Annotated in this window: 10 protein-coding genes; 9 read left to right on the forward strand and 1 reads right to left on the reverse strand. The window is 39.6% G+C overall.

All coding sequences use genetic code 11. From position 1 onward, the window contains the following. Nucleotides 1-101 precede the first annotated feature (101 nt). The 5 genes from rlmD to eno all read left to right on the forward strand — a co-directional run bounded on the left by rlmD (nt 102) and on the right by eno (nt 7,600). On the forward strand, nt 102-1,427 hold the full coding sequence (gene rlmD / locus JG479_RS04240; RefSeq protein ID WP_138488669.1) for a 23S rRNA (uracil(1939)-C(5))-methyltransferase RlmD: 1,326 nt from the start codon (nt 102-104) through the stop codon (nt 1,425-1,427). 8 nt (nt 1,428-1,435) lie between these two features. Continuing rightward, complete coding sequence (relA, locus tag JG479_RS04245) at nt 1,436-3,592, forward strand: GTP diphosphokinase (protein WP_138488670.1); 2,157 nt, start codon at nt 1,436-1,438, stop codon at nt 3,590-3,592. Nucleotides 3,593-3,594: 2 nt separating this feature from the next. Then, nucleotides 3,595-4,392, forward strand: coding sequence for a nucleoside triphosphate pyrophosphohydrolase (mazG, locus tag JG479_RS04250; RefSeq protein ID WP_138488671.1), 798 nt, complete (start codon nt 3,595-3,597; stop codon nt 4,390-4,392). A 162-nt stretch (nt 4,393-4,554) separates the two neighbouring features. Continuing rightward, nucleotides 4,555-6,189 carry a CTP synthase gene (locus JG479_RS04255; protein ID WP_033020682.1) on the forward strand — a complete coding sequence of 545 codons (1,635 nt, stop codon included), beginning with the start codon at nt 4,555-4,557 and terminating at the stop codon, nt 6,187-6,189. A gap of 112 nt (nt 6,190-6,301) precedes the next feature. Continuing rightward, nucleotides 6,302-7,600: a phosphopyruvate hydratase gene (gene eno, locus JG479_RS04260; protein WP_002958706.1), complete on the forward strand. Its 1,299-nt coding sequence runs from the start codon at nt 6,302-6,304 to the stop codon at nt 7,598-7,600. 192 nt (nt 7,601-7,792) lie between these two features. Here the strand turns inward: eno and mutH are convergent, their stop codons facing one another. Next, nucleotides 7,793-8,464, reverse strand: coding sequence for a DNA mismatch repair endonuclease MutH (mutH, locus tag JG479_RS04265; RefSeq protein WP_002958705.1), 672 nt, complete (start codon nt 8,462-8,464; stop codon nt 7,793-7,795). 530 nt (nt 8,465-8,994) lie between these two features. Between mutH and rppH the strand changes: the two genes are divergently transcribed. From rppH to lgt, 4 genes are all read left to right on the forward strand, one after another. Beyond that, nucleotides 8,995-9,513 (forward strand): RNA pyrophosphohydrolase, encoded by a 519-nt coding sequence (rppH, locus tag JG479_RS04270; protein WP_002958704.1) that lies wholly within the window; start codon nt 8,995-8,997, stop codon nt 9,511-9,513. A gap of 30 nt (nt 9,514-9,543) precedes the next feature. Then, on the forward strand, nt 9,544-11,808 hold the full coding sequence (gene ptsP, locus JG479_RS04275; protein WP_002958703.1) for a phosphoenolpyruvate--protein phosphotransferase: 2,265 nt from the start codon (nt 9,544-9,546) through the stop codon (nt 11,806-11,808). A 90-nt stretch (nt 11,809-11,898) separates the two neighbouring features. Next, nucleotides 11,899-12,708 (forward strand): sulfite exporter TauE/SafE family protein, encoded by an 810-nt coding sequence (locus JG479_RS04280; protein WP_002958702.1) that lies wholly within the window; start codon nt 11,899-11,901, stop codon nt 12,706-12,708. Nucleotides 12,709-12,721: 13 nt separating this feature from the next. Further along, a complete protein-coding gene (gene lgt, locus JG479_RS04285; RefSeq protein ID WP_039484768.1) occupies nt 12,722-13,525 on the forward strand; it encodes a prolipoprotein diacylglyceryl transferase in 804 nt (267 codons plus the stop codon). The last annotated feature ends 1 nt before the right edge of the window (nt 13,526 follow it).

The following is a 13,526-nucleotide window of genomic DNA, read 5'->3' on the forward strand; positions in this document are numbered from 1 at the left end:
CGTTTTATCGTTATTAGTATGGCTTGAGTATATACGGTTCAACACGCATTCTAAAGCATCTAAATATAGGTGCTTCATAAATAAAGTTAAGGTAATGCCTAATGGCGCAAATTTTTAAAGCGAAAAAAAAACCGTTAAAGCAACAAACACTAGAATTAACTATAACGGGAATGGATCATCAAGGGCGTGGCATTGCTAAACATAACAATAAAGTATGTTTTGTAAGCGGTGCATTACCAAACGAAACAGTCAAAGCAACACTCGTCGAAGATAAAGCTAAATACAGCAGTGCAAAAGTAATTAAAGTTATTCAAGCGAGTGAATCAAGAGTAGATGCTTTTTGTGAGCACTATAATCAGTGTGGTGGTTGCCAATTACAGCATTTAGAAGTAAGCCAACAAGTTGTAGAAAAACAAACTGCAGTTACTCAGTTATTTAGTAAGTTTGCTAAATTAAACAGCTTAAACTGGCAAACCCCATTATTAAGTAAACCTGTGCATTACAGACGCAGCGCTCGTATAGCTGTTATGTTTGATAAAGCAGCTAAAAAAATGCGCGTGGGTTACAGAGCAAGTGGCTCAAAAAATATTGTGAGTATTAATAAATGTGCAGTACTTGATGAAGTATTTACAGATGTTTTTACACTTTTTGATGATTTAATTAATCAACACAAAGCACTGCACAGTATAAGCCATTTACAGTTATGCCAAAGTGATAAACAAAACTTTGTTGTTATTCGTCACACTAAAGCAATTAATGATGATACAAAGGCTTTGGTTGAGCACATAACAAAAAGCCAGCAATTTGAAATTGTATGGCAAAGCGAGAGCGATGCAATAGAACATTCACACTTAGCCATGCCATTTTATTATCTTAAAGAATTTGATCTAAAATTTGAATTTGGTTTAGGTAATTTTATTCAGGTAAATGCACAAGTTAACGAAGCTATGTTAAAGCAAGCTGCAAATTGGCTTGATTTAAAAGGTGATGAAAATTTATTGGATTTATTTTGTGGTATTGGTAATTTCTCATTAGTGTTAGCAAAACAAGCAAAATCTGTAATTGGTGTAGAAGGTGTGACTTCAGCGGTTGCAATGGCTGCTCAAAATGCGCAAACTAACTCTATTACCAATGCGCAGTTTCATTGCTTTGATTTAACCCAAAGCATACAGAGCGCCCCATGGTTTAGCAAAAACTTAGATGTGCTTGTACTTGATCCTTCTAGGACTGGTGCTATGGCTGTATTAGAGCAATTACCTTTAAAGCAGTTTAAAACTATTTTATATGTCTCTTGTGACCCTGTTACTTTAGCCCGTGACAGCGCAATTATTTCGCAAGCAGGCTTTGATCTTAATAAAATTGGGCTAATGAATATGTTTCCTCATACAGGGCATATTGAAACTATGGCGTTATTTCAACGGAGGTAGAACGCATTATGGTAGCTACACGACAATCACATCAACAAGATGAGACAACAGATTTTAGCACTCGGCTTTCATTTCTTGCCTTGTCTGAAGAAAAAACAGAGCTACTTACTAAAGCCCAAGCGCTCTGCGTAAAATGTGATAGTGAAAGCAGGCAAACTACTGCAATCGAAATGGTTGAAATTTTAGCTGAGCTAAATCTCGACCCCGAATCGTTAGCTACTGCGTATTTAACCCCGTATTTTTTAAACGACTTAATATCGCTTGAAACCATCGAAGAGCAGCTTGGGAATAACATTGCCATGCTGCTAACTGGGGTTGCACAAATGGCCACTATTAGTACTTTATCGCATCAAGGTAAAGGTACTATGCAAGTTGATAATATTCGAAAAATGTTATTAACCATGGTTGAAGATGTGCGCGCCGTGGTCATTAAGCTTGCAGAGCAGGTATGTCATTTACGCAATGTAAAAAATGCGGATGAAGAAGACCGCGTCATTGCCGCTAAAGAAACTGCTGATATTTTTGCACCATTGGCAAACAGATTAGGAATAGGGCAATTAAAATGGGAACTGGAAGATTTATCGTTTAGATATTTGCACCCAGGCACCTATAAAAGCATAGCCAAACAACTTGACGACAAACGCCTTACACGCGAAGCCTACATGGAAGATATGGTTGAGCAAGTAAAAAGCCGTTTAAGTGAAGCGGGCATAGAAGCCCAAGTTTATGGTCGTCCTAAGCACATTTACAGCATTTATAAAAAAATGCAGCAAAAAAACTACGAGTTTGATCAGCTTTTTGATATTCGGGCTATGCGTATCGTCGTTGAACGCCTGCAAGACTGCTACGGTGCGCTTGGTATTGTACACACCAATTGGCGTCATCTTAATAAAGAGTTTGACGACTATGTAGCAACCCCAAAGCAAAACGGCTATCAGTCAATTCATACCGTGGTATTTGGACCTGAAGGTAAAACGGTAGAGATACAAATTCGTACCAGCGACATGCATCAAGATGCTGAGTTAGGAGTGGCTGCACACTGGATGTACAAAGAAGGTGCATTACCAGGGCGCGGCTCGGGTTATGAGCAAAAAATCAGCTGGTTGCGTAAGCTACTCCAATGGCAAGAAGAAGTTGTTGATGGTGGCGATTTAGCAGAAGAGCTTAAAAACCAAGTAGTAGAAGATCGCGTATACATATTTACCCCAAGCGGCGATATTATCGATTTACCACTAGGCGCTACACCGCTTGATTTTGCTTACTACATTCACTCAAATGTGGGGCATCGTTGTATTGGTGCAAAAATATTCGGCAAAATAGTGCCGTTTACGCATCAACTTACAACAGGGGATCAGGTAGAAATACTCACCCAAAAACAACCAAATCCAAGTCGTGATTGGTTAAACCCGTCATTAGGATACATTAAGTCATCCCGTGCTAGAGCTAAAATCCATCACTGGTTTAAACAGCTCGACCGCGACAAAAACTTAAGTGCGGGGAAAGAAATTCTCGACAGTGAATTACAAAAGCTCAATTTAACATATAAAGATTTAGAGCCAGCCATTAAGCGTTTTAACTTTAAAGAGCTGGATGACTTAATGGTTGCAATTGGTGCGGGCGATGTTCGCCTCAATCAAATGCTTAACTTTGTAAGTGATCGGACTGAAGATGAGCCGGTTATTCGTATTAAAGCGCCTAGCAAAGTAACTGGTGATAAAAACGGCATTGTGGTTGATGGTGTTGGCAGCTTAATGAGCCATGTAGCCAAGTGCTGTCGCCCAGTACCTGGCGATGAAATAATAGGTTATATAACGCAAGGTCGAGGAATAGGTGTTCATAAGGAAGACTGTGATTCGTTTAATAACTTAAAAAACCAGCATCCTGAGCGTGTTATTTCGGTAAGTTGGTCTGATGATATTAACGGCTCGTACGCACTAAGTATTAAAATAGAAGCCACCGATCGTTCAGGGCTGATACGCGATATAAGCTCAGTACTTGCTAACGAAAAAGTAAATGTTTTAAACATGAACGTAAATACGGTTGAAGATAATCAGTTAGCTATATTTACAATGCAAATAGAAGTACATGACTTATCGGGGACTAACCGTGTTCTTTCTAAATTACACCAAATTGAAGGTGTACATGATGCCAAGCGTGGTCATTAATCATGAATGATAATACAGCGCTTACACAACTTCTTAGCATAATGAAAACGCTGCGAGATCCCAAGAGCGGTTGTCCGTGGGATCTCAAGCAAGATTTTAAATCTATTGTGCCGCATACGCTAGAAGAAGCGTACGAAGTTGCCGACTGTATTGAATCAGGCAACTTAGATGAGCTTAAAGGTGAATTGGGTGATTTGCTATTTCAAATAGTTTTTTATGCGCAACTTGCACAAGAGCAAAATCTATTTGATTTTAATGATCTAGTAGAGCAATTAAACGATAAGCTTACCCGTCGTCATCCGCATGTGTTTGGTGAAAAAAAAGAGTTAACAGACGATCAATTATCGCAGCAGTGGCAAGCAATCAAAGCACAGGAGCGAAGTGCTAAAGCGCAAACCGAATCCCCTTCTTTTTGGCAAGATATCCCTGGCAATATGCCAAGCTTAAGCAAAGCCAAAAAAATTCAACAACGCGTGGCTTCCCTTGGCTTTGATTGGCCAACGTATCATGGTGCACTAGATAAAGTGAGTGAAGAAGTGCTAGAAGTAAAAGAAGCGATTGAGCAAGACCCGCTATCTGATCATACAGCGGAAGAGCTCGGCGACTTACTTTTTGCCACTGTTAATGTTGTACGCCATGTTAAACGAGATCCCGAACAACTGCTTCGTAGCGCTAATGATAAGTTTTCAGCGCGTTTTGAAAAGGTAAACGCTTATTTGCATGCGCAAGGTAAAAGCTTAGATACAGCAACCTTTGAAGAGATGGATAGTGCGTGGGATGCGATTAAAAAAGTAAAATAGGCTTAATGTTAAATAGTGCACATTTTTTGTGCGCGTATTAGCTAATTTTAGCTGGATTGATAAGCAGTGTTTTGGTACAATTTCGCCCCGTCTTGATGATATACCCTTAGGCTCTTCTTTGGGTGTTATATTCCTTTTAATTCCTGATATTCTAGGGTTCGCATGAGTACAAAATTTATCTTCGTTACTGGCGGAGTTGTTTCTTCGTTGGGTAAAGGTATTGCCGCAGCTTCACTGGCCGCTATTTTAGAAGCCCGTGGTTTAAATGTTACCATTTTAAAGCTGGATCCTTACATCAACGTTGACCCAGGCACAATGAGCCCAATTCAACACGGTGAAGTTTACGTTACAGAAGACGGCGCAGAAACTGACCTTGATTTAGGTCACTACGAGCGTTTTATCCGTACCAAAATGACTAGTCGTAATAACTTCACACAAGGCCGTGTATATGAAGACGTATTACGTCGTGAGCGCCGTGGTGAATACCTAGGTGCTACTATTCAGGTTATTCCACATATCACTAACGATATTAAGCAACGTGTATACGACGGTGCTGAAGGTTATGATATTGCTATTGTAGAAATTGGCGGCACTGTAGGTGATATTGAATCACAACCGTTTATTGAAGCAATTCGTCAGATGGGAACTGAAATTGGTCGCGAACGCGCGCTATTTATTCACTTAACGCTAGTGCCATTTTTAGGCCCTGCCGGTGAAGTGAAAACGAAACCAACTCAGCACTCTGTTAAAGAGTTGCGCTCAGTAGGTATTCAACCAGATATTCTTATTTGTCGTTCAGACCGTAAACTACCTAATAATGAGCGTGCAAAAATCTCATTATTCACAAACGTAGAAGAAAAAGCGGTTATTTCACTACCAGATGTAGACAGCATTTATAAAATTCCTGCGTTATTAAAAACACAAGAATTAGATAACTTTGTATGTCGTCGTTTTCACTTAGATCCACCAGAAGCTGATTTAGCTGAGTGGGAACAAGTACTTTATCAAGAGTCTAACCCAACGGGTGAAGTGACCATTGGTATGGTTGGTAAATATATTGAATTACCAGATGCGTACAAATCGGTTAACGAAGCATTAAAGCATGCAGGTCTTAAAAACCGCCTAACAATCAACATTGAATACGTAGATTCACAAGACTTAGAAAGCAAAGGTGTTGAATTACTTTCACACTTAGATGCTATTTTAGTGCCAGGTGGATTTGGCGGACGTGGTGTTGAAGGTAAAATTTTAGCAGCTAAATATGCACGTGAAAATAAAGTACCATACTTAGGTATTTGTTTAGGAATGCAAGTAGCATTAATTGAATATGCACGTAATGTTGCAGGTTTAACGGATGCAAACTCTACAGAATTTAATGCAAATTCAGAAGCACCGGTAGTTGGCTTAATTACTGAATGGCTAGATGCTGAAGGTAATGTTGAAACACGTAGCGAAAAATCTGATTTAGGTGGCACTATGCGTTTAGGCGCACAAAAATGTCATTTAACGCCTGGTTCTAAAGTACATGGAGTATATGGCAGCGACGAAATTGTTGAACGTCATCGTCATCGCTACGAAGTAAATAATAACTTCGTAGAAATACTTGAAAAAGCAGGCTTAAGCTTTACTGGTTTATCAGAAGATAAAAAACTGGTAGAAATTATCGAAAATAAAGATCACCCATGGTTTATTGCCGCGCAGTTCCACCCGGAATTCACGTCAACGCCACGTGATGGTCATCCGTTATTTGAAGGGTTTGTAGCAGCTGCGCACATCCACCAAAAAGCGAATTCGTAATTTTAAAAGCCGTGCATATTGCACGGCTTTTTTGTTTTAAGGGCTGACTAAGCTATATAAAACGTAGTAAAGTTAGCTGAACTCACCATTTTGGGAATATAGAGGAATCAAGATGTCAGAAATCGTAAAAGTAATCGGTCGCGAAATTATGGACTCGCGTGGTAACCCAACTGTTGAAGCAGACGTACATTTAGCAGATGGTTCTTGGGGTCGTGCAGCAGCACCTTCAGGCGCATCTACTGGTACTCGTGAAGCATTAGAGTTACGCGACGGTGATAAATCACGTTACTTAGGTAAAGGCGTATTAAAAGCAGTTGGTTATATTAATAAAGAAATTGCTGATGCTTTAGCTGGTCAAAATGCATTAGATCAAAACGCTGTTGATAAAGTGATGCTAGATTTAGATGGTACCGAAAATAAAGAAAAATTAGGTGCAAACGCAATCTTAGCTGTATCACTAGCAACTGCGAAAGCAGCTGCACAGTCTAAAAAAGTTGAGCTTTATGAACATATTGCTGACTTAAATGGCACACCAGGTGTTTACTCTATGCCACTTCCAATGATGAACATCATCAATGGTGGTGAGCACGCAGATAACTCTGTAGATATTCAAGAATTCATGATCCAACCTGTTGGCGCTAAAAACTTCCGCGAAGGCCTACGTATGGGCGCTGAAGTATTCCACAGCCTTGCTAAAGTGCTTAAAGCTGATGGTCACTCAACAGCGGTTGGCGATGAAGGTGGTTTTGCACCTAACCTTGCATCTAACGAAGCGGCTCTTGCTGCAATCAAAGTTGCTGTTGCAAACGCAGGTTACGAGCTAGGTAAAGATATTACTTTAGCGATGGATTGTGCTGCATCTGAGTTTTACGACAAAGAAGCAAACATCTACGATCTTAAAGGTGAAGGTAAAAAATTCACTTCTGAAGAATTTAACTTCTTCTTACAAGATCTTACTAATCAGTACCCAATCGTTTCTATTGAAGATGGTCTTGATGAGTCTGATTGGGATGGCTTTGCACACCAAACTAAACTAATGGGTGATAAAATCCAATTAGTAGGTGATGATTTATTTGTAACTAACACGAAGATTTTAAAACGTGGTATCGATAACGGTATTGCTAACTCAATCTTAATTAAGTTTAACCAAATCGGTTCTTTAACTGAAACTTTAGCTGCAATCAAAATGGCTAAAGATGCTGGTTTTACTGTTGTTATTTCTCACCGTTCTGGTGAAACTGAAGATTCAACAATTGCTGATTTAGCAGTGGGTACTGCTGCAGGTCAAATCAAAACAGGTTCACTGAGCCGTTCTGACCGTGTTGCAAAGTACAACCAATTGCTACGTATTGAAGAGCAATTAGGTGATAAAGCACCGTACAACGGTCTTAAAGAAGTTAAAGGTCAGTAATTCTATTTAATATAGAATCTAACTTTTAATTTAGATGATAAAATCCTCGCCTATGCGGGGATTTTTTATGCCTGATACTTTTTCCAAAGAGATGAAAATAAATTGTAGACTTTAAGCTTGTTGATGTACGCAGCACTAAAGAGTGGAACACAAAAGTATAACGCTTTATTCATACTTTAATTTCTTACGCACTCATAGTTGAAACTGCTGCTTTAAAATATCACCTGTAAAACTGGTTTTTAAATAAAAACCACGGGGTAGGGTTTTAATTATTTGCCCATTTGGGCCAATAGCATCAGTCACTATTTTACTATGAGCAGCTTTAGGGCGTATTTGCATAGCATCGCCTAAATGGCCTGATATTTCGTCGACTCTACCTAGCGCAATTAGCTCCATTTGCTCTTCCCAGTCGCGTTGTAACAAAGCGTCTTGTTCAGGTGAAGGCTGCCACAAAAAGCCGCTGCCGATGGTTCTGTCAAACGGCGCAATATCACGTTCGCTTAAAATTGGCAGCCATAAAACATGATTTAGTTTTTTACGCACAGAGCTGGTATGCCACGTCATTCCCGTCACGTTCATTAAAGGTGTAACCGATACAAACGTAGTTTCCAGTGGCCTACCTTTATAAGAAATAGGCAGTGTTTTTAGCTCAATTCCTAAATCTTCAAAATCGGGGAGGGGTTTTGAGCCCGCAGTAGCACCTAGTACGTATTCAATTAACTGACCAGTCCAACCTTTTTCGCGTAGTAAATCATCAGGTGTTTTAAAATGGTACTGGTTTGCAAGTTGCCCAAGTGTTAATCCGGCAATACTGTTAACGCGCTGCATTAAGTCGTTTATTGAGTGTGGTTTTGTAGGTCGCATATTCTTAATTTCGGTTGTATAAATACCATAGCCATGATAGCAAATAGGCTAAGCCGTGGATATCTTTAGGGTTGTACGTTTTTTGCCCGCCTGTTGTTTGTGTTAATTTTGCACATATTGAAATTAAGCTACTTTACTTTAAGTTACTGACTCTGCAGGTTTTTTTAAATGTGCACGTTCAGTTTTGATTAAGCCATTTAAAAGTTGTAAGGATAAATACAACTATATGAACATGTTTATCCACAGAATCTGTGGAGAAGCTAAGTTTTAAGATCTAATATTGTGGATTTGTTTGCAAAATGAGCGTGTTTTACAAAAGTTATGCACAAACTGTGAGTAACTAGAGGAAAACAAGAACCGCAATAGCTTTGCTGAGTTATTTTCTAAATATTTACCTATTCTCTATTAATTTATCAACATACTAAAAGCTCAAACTTAGCTCACTAATTGGCTTGGGTATAATAGTATTTGCCGTATTGCGGCTAATGTGGAACAATCATTAAAAATCGACTTACAAATGAGGCACTAAGGTGATTGATGCCGAAGGTTTTCGTGCCAATGTCGGAATTGTGATTTGCAATAATCAGGGACAGGTTTTTTGGGCCAGACGTTATGGTCAACACTCTTGGCAATTTCCCCAAGGTGGTGTTGATGATGGCGAAACTGCAGAACAAACCATGTACCGTGAATTACACGAAGAAGTAGGGTTGCGACCAGAAGATGTAGAAATAGTCGCAAGCTCAAAACATTGGTTACGCTATAAATTACCCAAACGATTAATCCGCCGAGACTCTAGTCCGGTGTGTATTGGGCAAAAACAAAAATGGTTTTTACTAAAATTACGCTGTAAAGACGAAGATGTAAATTTACTTAAAACCCATCATCCAGAGTTTGATGATTGGCGCTGGGTAAGTTATTGGTATCCTGTACGACAGGTTGTATCGTTTAAACGGGATGTTTATCGACGAGTAATGAAAGAGTTTGCTCCTTTCGCTATGCCTTTTAATAAGAGAGAACAACATAAAGATCATTGGCGAAGTAAAAGGTAGTAATTTCTCGATACAATAAAGGAGCAGGGTATGCTGGCTACACTGAGATCTATTGCGGAGTCTGTATCGCGACAAGCGAATTTAGACAGCGCATTAGTGTGCTTTGTGCAAATGGTTAAAGATGCCATGAAAACCCAGTGCTGCTCCATTTATTTTGCAGATTACAGCCAAGACAATTTTGTACTTATGGCAACCGAAGGACTAAACCCCGATGCGGTAGGTAAGTTTAGAATTGGTTTTACCGAAGGTTTGGTTGGCCTAGTAGCGCAACGCGAAGAGCCTATTAATATTGCATTTGCTAAATCGCATCCTCGTTTTAAGCTTTCCCCCGAAGTAAATGAAGAAGGCTACAACGCTTTTTTATCTGTACCCGTTGTTCATCAAAAAAAAGTACTGGGTGTTATTGTTGTTCAACAAAAAATGGCACGTGTATTTAGCCAAGACGAAGAGTCGTTTTTAATAACGCTTTCTGCTCAACTTGCTTCACAATTAGCGCATGCTGAAATTAAAGAAATACTCCGCCAAGATGAGTCATCTCATCAAACGTCTGTTTTAAAAGGCGTATCGAGCGCGCCTGGAATAGGTATAGGGCAAGCATTTGTTGTATTACCAAAACTCGATTTTAAATCTATTGAGCTTTTAAAAGACAGTGACGTTACTGAGCAGCGCCGTTTGTTTACTCAAGCTGTAGCTGCAACACGCAAAGAATTTAATACCCTATCTATGACGCTAAGCGATTCTATTCCGCACGAAGCTCTTGCGGTATTTGATGTGTATCAACAACTGCTTGACGCTAAAAGTTTAGGGCATAATGTTGAAATGCAATTACAAGAAGGCTGGTGTGCTAAAAGCGCCCTAAAAATTGTAATAGAGCGTTTAATATCTCAATTTAATGCCATGCAAGACCCTTATATAAAAGAGCGTGCTGTTGACGTTAAAGACATTGGTCTTCGCGTATTACATCATCTTGTAAATACCGAGCACGCTGTTAAAAATTATCCGGCCAACACTATTTTAATTGCTAATACCTTAACACCCGCCATGCTAGCTGAGGTGCCAAAAGGTCACTTAACAGGCGTTGTAAGCGTAAATGGCTCTGCAAATAGCCATGCTTCTATATTAACGCGTGCGATGGGGATCCCTGCCATTTGGGGTATAGAAGATTTACCTCTACTGCAGTTTAATGGCAAACCGATGATTTTAGATGCATTTGCTGGGCGTTTATATATATCGCCTTCGCAAATGTTGATGGATGAATACACAGAGTTACAGCATCAAGATAACCTACTTAATAACCGCTTTTTAGCAGAGCAAGACTCAGAATCAATTACGCTTGACGGTGAACATGTTAGCTTATTATTAAACGCAGGCCTTGAGCTTAATACCGAGCAAAGTAGCGCGCATATTTGTGACGGTGTGGGGCTTTATCGAACCGAAGCGTGGTTTATGCAAAAAGGTCAGTTTCCTTCGCAATCAGAGCAAGAAAACTGGTACCGAGAAGTACTAACTAGCTATCATCCTAATCCTGTGGTTATGCGTACATTGGATATTGGGGGCGATAAGGTACTCGATTACTTTAACATTACCGAAGAAAACCCATTTTTAGGTTGGCGTGGCATTCGTATTAGCCTTGATCATCCAGAGTTATTTTTAGATCAACTAAAAGCGATGCTTAAAGCAAACATTGGTTTGGGTAATTTAAAAATAATGCTCCCTATGATCAGCGGCACTGAAGAAGTTGATGAGTCACTTGCGTTATTTGAACAGGCTTATTTTGAGTTAAGTGAAAAATACCCAGAGCAAACCATAGAAAGACCCGACATAGGTATAATGCTAGAGGTACCTTCAAGTGTATTTATGCTTCCAGAGTGGTCAAAAAAAGTCGATTTTTGCTCAGTAGGTAGTAACGATTTAACACAGTATTTATTAGCAGTAGACAGGGCTAATGCACGAGTTGCCGAACTTTTTAACCCTTATCACCCGGGCGTACTCAGGGTACTAAATAAAGTAGCGCGCGAATGTGAGCAATATGAACTGCCATTTAGTTTGTGTGGTGAACTAGGCGGCGATCCTGAAGGAGCTATTTTGCTTATTGCCATGGGTTACAGGCGCCTTAGTATGAATTTATCATCGCTTAATAAAGTTAAATGGGTACTTAGACGTTTAAATGTTAGTGACATGGAACAACTATTAAGTGAATGCTTAGCGCAATCTACAGCCAAACAAGTACTACGTTTAACGCGAAGCTTTATGCTAGAGCATAAATTAGGTGATTTGTTTTACACTCCTAAATAAGCTTATACGCCTAATTAATTGCAATACACAGATGCTATTAGTTTTATAATCCTTTAATATATAAACCTTAAAAGGGTATTTGAGATTACTATGTATGACTTAGGTTTGTTAGTCGCAAGCTGTGCACTACTAGGCTGTATTGTTGGGTTTTTAGCTGGGTTACTAGGCATTGGTGGCGGTTTAATTATCGTTCCAGTTCTAAGCACTCTGCTACTCTCATTTAATGTAACGTCAGCTGATCATGTATTAGTAATTGCTATTGCAACCTCACTCGCTTCTATTTTATTTACTTCAACGTCTTCAGCGTTGGCTCATCATAAAAATGATAATGTACCTTGGGATATAGCCCCATGGGTTATGTCGGGCGTGGCTTTAGGTGCACTTATTAGTGGCTTTGCAGCAAGTTTAATCCCTGAACAAATATTGCGTACAGTGTTTGCTATAAGTGTTGTATTTATTGCAGCAAGAATGGTGCTATCCGCGCGTAATAAACCGATGTCAGATAAACCGTTACCGGCAGGTCCTATTTTAGGTGGATTTTCTGCGATAATGGGCGGATTATCAGGTTTAATTGGTATTGGCGGTGGTGCTTTAATAGTACCTATGCTTAATTATTTCTCGGTTGATATAAAAAAAGCAATTGGCTGCGCAGCCGCGTGCGGAATTGTTATAGCATTATTTGGCTCTATTGGTTACATCAGCGCAGGTTGGCATGTTACCGATTTAGAGCATGGTTTTGCTGGGTTTGTTTATTTACCTGCATTATTTGGAATTGTTATTACCTCGTGGTTTGTTGCGCCTATTGGCGCCAAAGCAACTCACTATTTACCTGTTAATACAATTAAAAAAGTTTTCGCGGTGCTGCTTGTAGTTATCGCAATTAAAATGGTTTTTAGCTAAAGGTTTATTTTTTATGGCACTTGAGTTTCCTCAAATTGATCCAATTATTTTTTCTGTTGGACCGCTAAGCGTACGTTGGTATGGCTTAATGTATTTAATAGGTTTTGCATTTGCGATGTGGTTTGCAAATCGTCAAGCATCAAAGCCAAATTCGGGTTGGACTAAAGAGCAAGTAAGCGATTTACTGTTTTACGGCATGTTAGGGGTAATACTAGGCGGGCGTATTGGCTACGTATTGTTTTACCAGTTTAGTTACTTTATAGAAAACCCACTGTATTTATTTAGAATAGACCAGGGCGGTATGTCGTTTCATGGTGGAACACTTGGCGTTATAACTGCCGTCGCAATTTTTTCGTGGACGCGTAAAAAGTCGCTTCTTCAAGTGGGCGACTTTGTTGCACCACTGGTTCCTGTAGGGCTTTTAGCTGGACGTATTGGTAACTTTATAAACGGTGAATTATGGGGCCGAGTTACCGACGTGCCATGGGCAATGGTATTTCCAACGGGCGGTCCGCTTGCGCGTCACCCATCGCAATTATACGAAGCATTTTTTGAAGGCCTAGTGCTGTTTTTAATCCTGCAATGGTTTATTAAAAAGCCACGCCCAGCAGGCAGTGTAGCCGGTGTATTTTTATTAGGCTATGGCGTGTTTAGATTCTGTATTGAATATTTCCGCCAACCTGATGCACAATTAGGTTTATTTGCAGACTTTATTTCAATGGGACAAATACTTTCGTTACCTATGATAGTGGGTGGTTTAGGCTTGTTAATTTGGGCATATAAGAAACCACAACACGTTACACCAGCTAAGGCATAAT

It is taken from the genome of Pseudoalteromonas sp. LC2018020214, assembly GCF_016598755.1.
In the GTDB taxonomy this organism is placed as follows: Bacteria; Pseudomonadota; Gammaproteobacteria; order Enterobacterales; family Alteromonadaceae; genus Pseudoalteromonas; species Pseudoalteromonas distincta.

What these genes read in the sequence shown, in the direction of transcription:
- rlmD (WP_138488669.1), top strand. Translation starts at nt 102, where the DNA reads ATGGCGCAAATTTTTAAAGCGAAAAAAAAACCGTTAAAGCAACAAACA.
- lgt (WP_039484768.1), top strand. Translation starts at nt 12,722, where the DNA reads ATGGCACTTGAGTTTCCTCAAATTGATCCAATTATTTTTTCTGTTGGA.
- JG479_RS04280 (WP_002958702.1), top strand. Translation starts at nt 11,899, where the DNA reads ATGTATGACTTAGGTTTGTTAGTCGCAAGCTGTGCACTACTAGGCTGT.
- eno (WP_002958706.1), top strand. Translation starts at nt 6,302, where the DNA reads ATGTCAGAAATCGTAAAAGTAATCGGTCGCGAAATTATGGACTCGCGT.
- relA (WP_138488670.1), top strand. Translation starts at nt 1,436, where the DNA reads ATGGTAGCTACACGACAATCACATCAACAAGATGAGACAACAGATTTT.
- ptsP (WP_002958703.1), top strand. Translation starts at nt 9,544, where the DNA reads ATGCTGGCTACACTGAGATCTATTGCGGAGTCTGTATCGCGACAAGCG.
- mutH (WP_002958705.1), bottom strand. Translation starts at nt 8,464, where the DNA reads ATGCGACCTACAAAACCACACTCAATAAACGACTTAATGCAGCGCGTT.
- mazG (WP_138488671.1), top strand. Translation starts at nt 3,595, where the DNA reads ATGAATGATAATACAGCGCTTACACAACTTCTTAGCATAATGAAAACG.
- JG479_RS04255 (WP_033020682.1), top strand. Translation starts at nt 4,555, where the DNA reads ATGAGTACAAAATTTATCTTCGTTACTGGCGGAGTTGTTTCTTCGTTG.